Origin of the sequence: Mesorhizobium sp. M1E.F.Ca.ET.063.01.1.1, from assembly GCF_003998155.1 — a bacterium.
GTDB lineage: Bacteria > Pseudomonadota > Alphaproteobacteria > Rhizobiales > Rhizobiaceae > Mesorhizobium.
The window spans coordinates 1-8,786 of the sequence record NZ_RZSC01000205.1 but is presented as its reverse complement, the minus strand read 5'-3'; the positions used below and the strand labels follow the sequence as shown (position 1 = coordinate 8,786).

Below are 8,786 nucleotides of genomic sequence, written 5' to 3'. Positions count from 1 at the left end.
TAATAGCGGATCATCTTCACATTGCCCGCGTCGCGCTGCAACGCTTCGGCCGGGGATCGGCGAAACATCTGTGAGCGGTATTTGTTCGAGTAGGTGCAGACGACGCTTTTCTTCTTGTCGGTTTCGTCCTTCTTGGCCTCATCCGACTTCGTGCTCTGCTGCTCGTCCTCTTGCCGCTTGTCGAGGTTCGGTCCGTCAATGACCGCGATTTGAGCGGCGGCCATGGTCATGCTTCCCGCTGTCGCGAGAACGACAGCCAGACAAAAGCAGCTAAGCCGCTTCGTCATGCTCGTTCTCCCATCCGCAGAAGTACGGCAGCCACATCTCCGGCTCGTCGCCGTAGGTTTCCCGGAGCCGTGCGCATTCCTTGCTGTTGGCTTCGTTCGAGGACAAAACCTTGATGAGATCGGGCATCGCCGACAAATCGAGCTTGGCTACGACCGAGTCGCTGTCGTGCTTGACGAGGAAGGTGCGTGTTTCCTTCGCGGTTCGGCGCACGAACTCGAATTCCTTCGCTGTCAGCGAGAAGCGCTCCATATAGGAGTCTTTGCTCGCCTTCGGGTTGGGGAAGAAAATGTTGGTCTTCGTTTGCTCGATCAGGGACGAGGAGATGGAGGAGCTGACGACGTCTTCCGCTGTCTGCGTGCCAAAGCCGACCACGCCGTTGCGGCGACGAATGGTCTTCAACGTCTCATTGATGAAAGCAGCGAAAACCTCGTCGTCCAGCAGCTTCCAGCCTTCATCGAGGAAGAGCATGATCGGCGAGCCGTCGATGACGTCCTCAAGACGATGGAAGATGTAGAGCAACGCCGCCGAGCGCAGCTTTCCGTCGCCCAGGATCTTCGTCATGTCGAACCCGACGACGGGTTTCGAGAAATCGATCAGATCGACGGGATTGTTGAAAAGCCAGCCCTTGTCCTTTGGGTCGAGCCAGGGTTGTATCCGCGCCGCCAGATCATTCATGCCAGGCATAAGCGAGCCTCGCAGCACTTCAGGCAGCAGGTCGAAGGTCCGCTGTTCGCGCGGGATTTTGTAGATCATGTCGACGGCGGCGTTGATGACGCGCATCTCCGCCACGTCAAGCACGCCGCCTTCCGGCGTCAGAATGTAGATGAGCAAGTCTTCAAGAAAAGAACGGTTTTCCGCCGTGTCATCAAGCTGCAGCGGCGCGAACCCGGTCGGCTGGGAGGGTTCCATCACCTCGTATCGACCGCCGAGTGCCCGAACGAAGATCTCGGCGCCACGCATGTAGTCGAAATAGACACAGCGCGGCCGCGGCATGATGCGCATAGCCTGCGCCATCAGGAAGGACAGCACCACGGTCTTGCCCGAGCCGGTCGGGCCGAACACCGTGAAGTGCCCAACATCATGAACGTGGAAATTGAAATAGTAGGCCGTCTGGCTGGTCGTTTCGAGCAAAGCGATAGGGCGTTTCCAGTGCAGCCTCTCGCGTTGGCCCGACGGGAAATTGTGCCCTGAGAAAAGGCCGGCGAAATTCAGGGACGAAATCAAAGCACGTCGCGCGATGTAGCTGAAATTTCCCGGCAACTGCGCCCAGAAGGCGAGTTCCGTGTTCAGTGTCTCGCGGACCGGCACGATCGACATGCGCGAAAGCTCGGCCGTGATGTCGGACAGCGCACGGTTGAGGCCATTCATATCCGATGCCAATGCCATGACGCTCATGTGATGTTGTCCGAAAACGACTTCGCCGCCGGCCAGCTTGTCGGCACCGTCGTGGACGGAGACCTCGACCGTCGTGCCCGCCTCGTCGGAACCCTCGACCTGGTTGGCGATAGTGTTGATCCTGCGCATCGCCGTGACACGGTCTTCGATCGCGAAGCTCTGCGTCAGGACAAACTGATGCGGCAGCCGCAACAGACCGTCCAATGAGCCCGGAGCGGTGAACGGCGGGTATTCCTTGATCGACACCATGGCGCCGAGCTTGGCTGCGTCCGGCCCGCGAAGTTCCAGCGCCGACTTGCCAAAAAACAGCTGCCGCGTTGGCAGCACTTTGCCAAGGGACATGCGCGGCAAAGGCATTTCCACGTCGCCGCCACCGGCGAGAATTTTCGCCAGAAATTCCGCGGGCTCGGAAAAGAAGCTGTCGCGACGCTTCACGACACCGAGAAGACGTCCCCCATAAGCGGCGAAATCCTTGACCATGCCGTCAAGGATGTCATGCAGTTCGACTATTGCCTCTTCACGGGTTTCTTCGCCGGCAGTGCTGATGCGGAATGCATTGAGCGCCTTGTCCACCCATCCGACACGGCCGACCATTGGGCGCCGTATGACCGTCAGATACGCCTCGTTGACGAAAAGGTTCTTTGATCCAAGCTCATCCATGTAGCGGGCGTCGAGCTCGGCCACGAAAGGATTGTCAAAGTCGCCTTCGATCTCCGGCGTCACGTGGCGGCGGATGATCGTTGTGTAGACCGCAAAGCGAGAGGTCGAGAGATTGCGGAACGTGGTGTTGCGGTTGAACATTCGACTGTTCAACTCGGCCTGGTCCATCGTCTGGAACGGCAGGCCGCTGAGCTGGATGGCGCCGACCAGAAAGCCGCTCTTCGTCACAATCAAATTGTCATCGACGTGGCGAAGGTAGGGGATGTGCATCGCAGCGGGCTTTTCGCGGCGGCGCTCACGGCCAAATTTCAGGTCCGCATCGAGACTCATGGCGAATAGCTCCTCGCCCCCCAGAAAGTGAGGTTCGCCACGGCTCCGCGTTTGGAGACGCGCCGCTCGAAAATATGAAACATGTAGGGGTCGCGCTGGCATAGATATGCGCTGACCAGATGCACCACGCCGAACACGCCAAGACCGAGCATGAAGCTGCTCGTGGCGATAAAGCCGATCACCGCCAGGATGCCGTTCAGTGCAAAAACTTCATAGCGCACCCCCCATTTCATCGGGGGGCGTGTGAGGGGCAGGCTGACCGGCTCGACATAGACTTCCTCGTCGTCCATGTCTCAGCTGCCTCCCGCGGTCGCGCGAACCGCATCCACCAGTTGGGCCGCGCCGAAGATCAGAGCGATGCCAATGATGATGGAAAAAGCCATCATCCATGCCAGCCGCCCCGTCATAGCGAGGAAGCCGAGAAAACAGACCGCGATGATGGCGAATGAGCGCGCTATGTTGCCCTGCAGAACGCCGACGAACCACTCCAGCACGTTTTCGACTGGCGCCGCCGACTGGGCGTACGCGGTTGCTGGCGCCAGAGCTATTCCGACTGCCGAGGCCAAAGCCAGTTTCAGGGCAAATTTACCTGCTTTCCTGTATTCCACCCCTGGCTCCTTTCAGTTGCCAAAATCCATGACATGACCATCCTGCCAAGCGTCCTCGCTTGCTGGCGGAGCCTCCGCGAGCATTTCGGATTTGGGCAGGACGGACTTCTTCACGACACCGCCGAACTTCCAGCGGTTCAGTATTTTTGCGATGTATTCCGCGGTCTCCGGATTCACCGGAATGCCCTGCGCCTTGTAGACGCTGTTTGGCCCGGCGTTATAAGCCGCCAGCATCAGCAGCGGATCCTGGAACTCGTCATAGAGTGACTTCAGATAGCGCAGGCCAGCCCGGACATTCGCCTGCGTATTGCAACGGTCGTTCACGCCGAGATCGGCCGCCGTGCGCGGCATCAACTGCATGATCCCAAGGGCTCCGGCCTTTGACGGACCCTGACTGGCGCCGAGATCGCTTTCAGCCCATGCAATCGCCTCGGCCAGATCGGCGTCGAACCCTTCGTCCTGCGCGATTGAACGCACAAGTTGGGCCACTTCAGTGCGGTTTCCGGTCTTGCACGCCCCAGGCCTCTGCGCCCCGACTGAGGGAAGCGCTTGCGCCGGCGTTGCAAAGGCGACTGCGACGCGGTCTGATGCCAGGTCCCAGGCGTGCGCTTCCAATGGCATTGCAGCAGCACAAAGGGTCAACAGGAGAGCTGTTCGAGTGTTCATACTATCGCCAAAATTTAACACTTTACTATGGCTACACGCAGCCCTAGTAAAGTGTCAACACCATATGCACCACAAGGACGAATTTGGATGAAACAGATTGCCCTTTGTACGGCTTTGCTCCTCCAGGGCGCTGTGGCTCATGCTGGTGGCGCCGACGCCCCAAGCGCCTTCGCGCAGCCGTCGGAACACTACCTGCTGCAGTTTGCGAAGCCGGGCGAGAAGGTGTTCGTCTATGAGCGCTACGATGCGAAAGGCGCGCTCTTTCAGCGCGACGCGGCCGCCCTGAGCGCGCCGGTGAAGGTGCCGTCGGCGACCGAGCGCGTCATCAACGGCGTGGCCTATCGACTGCGCGGTCTCGCGGCTTGCCCAAAACCGAAGATTACCTACAAGGCGCAGGAGTGGGACTGCACGAAGGCCGCGCAGGACTATGAAGAAGGAATCTACAACCACCGTGCTTCTGTCGTGCTTTGCAAAACGCTTGTGCTGCAAAGCAAGAAGAATGAACCCGACGCCGTGTCGTGTTTTTCTCTCGTGGGTGCGGGCAATACAAACGACCCGTACAACGTCGCCTACGACGATGACGAAATGGTTTTCTTCGACATGGCCGCAATCGGACGCAACAGGGACGGCAAGTCGCTGCGCCCCGATCTGGAGCACTCTGCCGACCTCGGTGGACAGTTCCAGGAATGAAACAGGCCAGCTTTGCAGTGCTGGCCGCATTTTCCGTGTGCGCATCGGCACGAGCGCAGGATGTCACCAACGCCAGCGTACCAGCTCCCTTCGCGGTATCGAAATCGGCTCAACTGCTGACTGGAGATACCTGGCGTGACCGAGATCAACTTTTCCGCCTCTATGGCATCCAGTCGTGTCTTCGAGGTACGTCAGCCGAAGAGCCAAATGGAAACAAAATCGATTGCGGGAACACCTCGCTGGCGCACCTGGCAGCCCTGTTCGATAGCGCCGCGGTGACATGCCAGCCAATCGGCTACGCCCTCGACAAGGCGGTTTTTGTCGTGTGCGGTGCGCAGCTCGATGGCGAAACAATTGACGTTGGCACCGCGCTCATAGCGACCGGATACGCGTTTGCCGCAACGACAGCAAAGGGCAAAGCCGTCAATGAGAACTACCTTGTCGCGGAAATCAACGCTAAGATGAAACGCACAGGTTTATGGAGCATGACGTTTCAGCATCCTGTGCAGCTGCTGCTAAACAAGCGGCCGGAGATACAACAATGAAGCATGACGATGAGGCGCACAAATATTACTATCCCGTGGAAGGACGCACCGACGGCGCCATCGGCGATGCTATCGCATTCATCGCGATCATCTTGGTACCTGCCGGGCTCTATGCGGCCTGGAATACCGTGGCCTCATGGATTTCGGCGTTGTTCTCTTAGGACTGCAGTTTCGTGAAAGAACCGAGCACCGCCCGCAAATCGTCGACATCAACCTCGCGCCAGTCGTTCCCCAACAACCGACAGAAATAAGCTGCCTTCATTTTCATCTCAACGACATCGGCCACCGGCGCAGCGGCCGCGCGCCGACGCGCGATAGCCTCTTCCGCCATGACCGAATCCAATCGCCGGCCGATCAGGGTCGCGTCCGGCCCTTCGGCCCCCATCCATCGCTTGCCGAGACGTTCAACCATGCCGACTGCTTGACGATGCGCCGCGATCAGATTCGCGACCCCATCGGCCTCTTCCATCACTCCGTTGTTACAGACCACTTGAATGGGCATCGACCGGCTCCACGCTCATGACAGTTCGTAAATGATACCTGGGGAGGCGAGAAAAATAGGGATGGGTTCATCCCTCTGCTTCTCAGGCCCCCGAGGCCTTGGCTTCCCCTACTTTTCGCTCATGCGGTCACATTACCCTGCCACCAGACAAACCTTTCAGATCGTAGGCGAAATTGCCCACGCCGATTTTGACTTGCCGCGGGCGCGACCGGCCGATGGTGGGATGAAAAGTCCCATGCGGTCCTTCTGTCGGCGAAAGGATGCTCGACAAGGGCACCGGTTCGGAGGCATGTCCGGCTGCCGTGCTCGATATTCTTCGGCATCGGCCTGCCTTCGGCGCCGGTGTTTGAGCTGGCCAGCAACCCGCGTCGACTCTGTCGCCGGCATCCAGAAGACCAAGGAACCGCTCAAAGGAGCGCCGGTCCATGATCTGAACTCGGCCTGCTCATCCGACTGTCCGTAAAGTCTGAACAGCAAAATTCTTTTCATCATCACCGCATCGTAAGGTGGGGCCCGCCCTGCGACCGATCCGGGCGGTTCAGTGCCTTGGCCGGCGGTTTTGCGAAACATCTCCCCCACAACATCCGTGTTCACCCTCTTCAGGGGATCACCCGTCATTCGATCTTCTCCCGTGCCGGCCAAATCCAGTTGATAAAAACGTTGATTGAGCGCGAAGGCACGATAGGATACGAAGCCTCGCGAAGCGGAACGAAAATAGAGCCTATAAGCTATTGTTTAAGAACGGAAAATTATTTCTCCCTCCGCCGAGAGACGGGAGTGATTTCAAAGAATTATTCAAACGACTGGCGGCGGCAGGCGCGGGTCGACTGTTGGGCAACGACGGGTTTCCTGCTGGCCCATGGACGCCCGAGCTCCTTGCAGAGGCGATTTCACAGATTGATTCCAATCGAGATGGGGTCGATCTGCGAACGGTGCAGCTTTGGTTTCAAGAGAACGAGAAGGGAATTAGCACTGCCAACATTCGTTGGCTGGCGAGGATTTTTGGATGCGATGATCCGGTCGCAACTAGCGAATGGCAGATGGAGCTTAGTGCGGCGCAATCGCGGCTATCGGCCAAGAGACGAGAATGGAAGAGAGCCGGAAGCAGCGTTGCACAGGAGATTCCAGATACGGCGCTGACTGCGACCTTCGATGACGATACAGACTCCCGAGCAGTGCTTACACGCTATACTGACCCCAAGGGGCCGAGCCGGCGTTTTAGTTTGGCGAGGAAATCGGAGGCGTTTTTTAGCCACGGATCTCCCCTGAATTTACCGGCGTCGGTGTTTGCGGGTGTCACCGCTCTTGGGTTTTTGTCGTATCTCACGGGGATTCACAGCGTCACATATGGTCGGGCGGATGGCGTCGTCAAGCAGGTTGGATTTCTTTGGACAGCGAATTGGACATTCGTCTTCATGGTATTTCTGCCACTGTTTTTTGCCTTCGTGACCGAGCTGGTGACCTTTTGGAAAAATGAAGGGCGCCCAAAGCTTGTAGCGCAGGGCGACAAGACGGAAAGCGACGATGCTTGGGCGAGCAACGTTGAAGCTTCTTCGTATTCATATTGGGCGGTTTTTTTGATTTGTGTGATGTTCGCCGGTCTTTTTCAGTGGATCGGCGTGTCGTTAATCCCGTTGATCAAAGGTGGCGGCAACTATGCGACGGATTGGGGCTCGTTAGCGATTGTGCGCCCTGAGATTATATCGGTGCCGGAAGCAGTCGTATTCACGGGGCTCGCTTATCTATATATGTGCCTCTGTTTTTATCTGTTCTTCGTAGGCCTAATTTTGCTTTATACGGTGATCCATGATCTTTGGAGAATTGGAGCAGCAGCGAGTAATCCGCTGGAGGTGGATTATCAAGACCAGCTCTATGAAGCCAGCCTCAGGGTTATGCGCGCGATTTTTCGATGTACTGTTTTGGGACTTTCCATCGCCATGGTCATGAAGCTCCAGAGTGCTTACCTGACATCGCGTGGAGAGAATATTGTGGCTTGGTTGGTCGGCGATATGTCTTCCGCCTTCTATGGGCTCAATGATGTGAGCGCCGGGATCATCTACCGTAGGCCGACCCATTACAGTAGCCTTCTTGTCGCTATTTCGACCTGTGTTGTATTTCTATACGGATCCATCCGTCTAGGTGTCGGACGTCGGTTTATGCCCTTGTGGAGAATGTCAGCGATCGTAGCGTTACTCGTGGCTGACTACTTGCTGATCGATGCATTTGCTGGCTTTTCGATCCTTCTCGGCGTTGGAGTGCTGTTCGCAATATACGGCCTGTTTGATCCAGAGTTGGGGCGACGGAAAGCGATTAAGTTAGGAAAAAATCAGAGTGTATCATAGTTGGCTTGATCATTGGGATGAGCGGCGGGCGCGACGCGGTGAGGAAGGGAAGAAGCCAACGGATTTCGTCCTTGACGCCGAACGCGCCTTTCCAGGTGCGAAAAAGATAACAAGTATCGAGGAATTCTGCGCCCTTGCGGACCAAGCCGTGGCTAATCCAGCCTTTTTCGATGAGCCGAGTGTGAGTGATCAGGGTTTTGATAGGCTAGGTGGGTGGCTCAAATTTCCATCGGACATTTGTACTGATATCGAACAGAACAACGTCGTCTCCGCGAAAATCACAGAAAGCGGGTCGTTCGATCAGGCGATGGTGATTTTTCACCATTGGAATGCGAGCGCCCGGAATCGTCAGATTGCCAACTTTTTCTCGCAGCGTGGCATCACTGTTGTCGAGATTGCTATGCCTTACCACTTCGAGCGCAGCCGACCCGGCTCCGTGCACGCCGACTATATGCTTAGCCCTAATCTCGGTCGAACGATTCAATCTGTAAGGCAGGCAGTGTTCGATGGGCGAAAACTCATACGTTGGTTGAAGATCGAAGGCTATCGAGAGATTTCGGTTCTCGGTATGAGCTTAGGCTCCTGGGTTGCGGGGTTAATTGCTGCGCACGACTCGGCTGTGTCAAAAGCCTCACTGTTTCTCACGGCGGGGAGTCTAGCAGATATGGTTTGGACGGGTCGCGCGACACGATTGATACGTGACAGCCTCGAGCCTGAGATTGAGCTGACCGATCTCAGAAGGGCCTGGGGTCCACTTAAC

The 8,786-nt window shown here is 57.0% G+C and carries 11 protein-coding genes; 5 read left to right on the top strand and 6 right to left on the bottom strand.

The features are described 5' to 3' along the window. The 5 genes from EOA29_RS16420 to EOA29_RS16400 form a co-directional block, all read right to left on the bottom strand. A partial coding sequence (locus tag EOA29_RS16420; protein WP_145969687.1) for a hypothetical protein occupies positions 1 to 224 on the bottom strand: 224 nt, incomplete at its 3' end. A gap of 46 nt (positions 225 to 270) precedes the next feature. Beyond that, the gene (locus tag EOA29_RS16415) at positions 271 to 2,673 is read right to left on the bottom strand and encodes a VirB4 family type IV secretion system protein (protein ID WP_127221156.1); all 2,403 of its coding nucleotides are present in this window, start codon (positions 2,671 to 2,673) and stop codon (positions 271 to 273) included. Continuing rightward, on the bottom strand, positions 2,670 to 2,963 hold the full coding sequence (locus EOA29_RS16410; RefSeq protein ID WP_023720449.1) for a VirB3 family type IV secretion system protein: 294 nt from the start codon (positions 2,961 to 2,963) through the stop codon (positions 2,670 to 2,672). Before EOA29_RS16410 ends, EOA29_RS16415 begins: the two co-directional genes overlap by 4 nt. A gap of 3 nt (positions 2,964 to 2,966) precedes the next feature. Continuing rightward, positions 2,967 to 3,281, bottom strand: coding sequence for a TrbC/VirB2 family protein (locus EOA29_RS16405; RefSeq protein WP_023720448.1), 315 nt, complete (start codon positions 3,279 to 3,281; stop codon positions 2,967 to 2,969). A 12-nt stretch (positions 3,282 to 3,293) separates the two neighbouring features. Next, complete coding sequence (locus EOA29_RS16400) at positions 3,294 to 3,902, bottom strand: lytic transglycosylase domain-containing protein (RefSeq protein WP_189478910.1); 609 nt, start codon at positions 3,900 to 3,902, stop codon at positions 3,294 to 3,296. Positions 3,903 to 4,034: 132 nt separating this feature from the next. On the opposite strand from EOA29_RS16400, the gene EOA29_RS16395 reads away from it, so the two are divergent. Genes EOA29_RS16395 through EOA29_RS41445 form a run of 3 tightly spaced genes read left to right on the top strand, consistent with a single transcriptional unit; the run spans position 4,035 to position 5,343 of the window. Further along, the gene (locus EOA29_RS16395) at positions 4,035 to 4,637 is read left to right on the top strand and encodes a hypothetical protein (RefSeq protein WP_127221154.1); all 603 of its coding nucleotides are present in this window, start codon (positions 4,035 to 4,037) and stop codon (positions 4,635 to 4,637) included. Further along, complete coding sequence (locus tag EOA29_RS16390) at positions 4,634 to 5,182, top strand: thermonuclease family protein (RefSeq protein WP_127221153.1); 549 nt, start codon at positions 4,634 to 4,636, stop codon at positions 5,180 to 5,182. The genes EOA29_RS16395 and EOA29_RS16390 overlap by 4 nt, the downstream gene beginning before the upstream one ends. Next, on the top strand, positions 5,179 to 5,343 hold the full coding sequence (locus EOA29_RS41445; RefSeq protein WP_189478909.1) for a hypothetical protein: 165 nt from the start codon (positions 5,179 to 5,181) through the stop codon (positions 5,341 to 5,343). Before EOA29_RS16390 ends, EOA29_RS41445 begins: the two co-directional genes overlap by 4 nt. Here the strand turns inward: EOA29_RS41445 and EOA29_RS16385 are convergent. Then, a complete protein-coding gene (locus tag EOA29_RS16385) occupies positions 5,340 to 5,684 on the bottom strand; it encodes a hypothetical protein (protein WP_127221152.1) in 345 nt (114 codons plus the stop codon). The genes EOA29_RS41445 and EOA29_RS16385 overlap by 4 nt on opposite strands. Before the next feature lie 731 nt (positions 5,685 to 6,415). On the opposite strand from EOA29_RS16385, the gene EOA29_RS16380 reads away from it, so the two are divergent. Beyond that, positions 6,416 to 8,026, top strand: a complete 1,611-nt coding sequence (locus EOA29_RS16380) for a hypothetical protein (RefSeq protein ID WP_127221151.1) — start codon at positions 6,416 to 6,418, stop codon at positions 8,024 to 8,026. Further along, the coding region (locus EOA29_RS16375; RefSeq protein WP_127221150.1) for a dienelactone hydrolase-related enzyme at positions 8,016 to 8,786 on the top strand (771 nt) is incomplete at its 3' end. The genes EOA29_RS16380 and EOA29_RS16375, both read left to right, overlap by 11 nt.